Origin of the sequence: Psychrobacter sp. I-STPA6b, from assembly GCF_020662265.1 — a bacterium.
GTDB lineage: Bacteria > Pseudomonadota > Gammaproteobacteria > Pseudomonadales > Moraxellaceae > Psychrobacter.
This window is the reverse complement of the sequence record NZ_VEWM01000011.1, coordinates 1-1,122: the sequence shown is the minus strand read 5'-3', so window position 1 is coordinate 1,122 and position 1,122 is coordinate 1. Positions and strand designations below refer to the sequence as shown.

1 protein-coding gene is annotated in these 1,122 nt (G+C 52.4%); it reads right to left on the bottom strand.

Translation table 11 applies throughout. The features are described from left to right. The coding region (locus tag FHK88_RS14475; RefSeq protein ID WP_227429205.1) for a hypothetical protein at window positions 1-1,122 on the bottom strand (1,122 nt) is incomplete at both ends.

Sequence of the window (1,122 nt, the reverse complement as noted above, 5' to 3'; positions counted from 1 at the left end):
CCTTTCTCTCTCCTCCTTTCTCTCCTCTTCCTCCCTTCTTCCCTTTCCTTCTCCTTCCCCCTCCCCTCCCTCTTCCCTTTCCTTTTCCCTCCTTCCCCTTCTTTTTTCCCCTTTTCCCCTTTCCTCCTTCTTCTTTCCCCTCCCCCCTTTTCTTTTCCCTCTTCTTTTCCTCTTCCCCCTCTCTTTTCCTCTCCTCCCTTTCCTTCCCTTTTTTTTTCCTTCTTTTCTTTTCCTCCTCTTCTCTTCCTCCTTCTCTTTTCCCTCTTTTTTCTCCCCTCCTTCTCCTCCCTTTCCCCCCCCTCTCTCCTCTCTTTCCCCCTCCTCCTCCCTTTCCCCCCCTCCCCTTTCCTCCTCCCCCCTCTTCTCCTCTTTCCTTTTCCTCTCCTTCCTCCCCCTCTCTCCTCTCCCCTCCCCTTTTTCTCTCTCCCCCTCTTTCTTCTCCCTCTTTCCCCCTCCCCCTCTCCTTCTTCTTTCCTTTCTTCTTTCCCCTTCTCTTTCTCTCCTCCTTCCCTCCTCTCTCTCTCCCTCCCTTTCTTCTCTTTTTTCCTTCCTCTTTTTCCTCTTTCGGTACCTTCCTTTCCTGTCCCCTCTTTTTTCTCCCCTCTCTTCCTCCTCTTTTCCCCCTCCCCTTCCCTCTCCCCCTTCTTCTTCCCCCCCCCCCTCCTTCCTTCCCCTTTCCCCTTCTTTCCCCCTCTCCTCCCTTCCCCCCTTCCCTCCCCCCCCCTTCTCCCCCTCCCTCCTCCCTTCCCCTTCCCCTTTTCCTTTTTCTCCTTCTTCTTCCTCCCCTTCTTTTTCCCCCCCCTCTTTCCTCTTTTTCCTTTTTTTTTCTTTTCTTTTCCCCCCCTTTTCTTTCTCTTTTCCTTTTTCCTCTCTCTTCTTCTTTTTCCCCCCCTTTCCTTCCCCCTTTCTTCTTTCTCTCCTCCTCTTTTCTTCCTCTTTCCTTCCCTCTCCCTCCCCCCCCTCCTCCTTTCTTCTCTTTCTTCCTTCTTTTCTCTTTCCCTTTCTTCCTTCCTCTTCCCCCCTTCCTTCCCTCCTTCCCTTTTCTTTTCCTTCTCTCCCTTTTCTTTTTTTTTCCTTCCCCCCCCTCTTTCTCTTCTCCCCCTCTCCTCTCCCCCTCTCCCT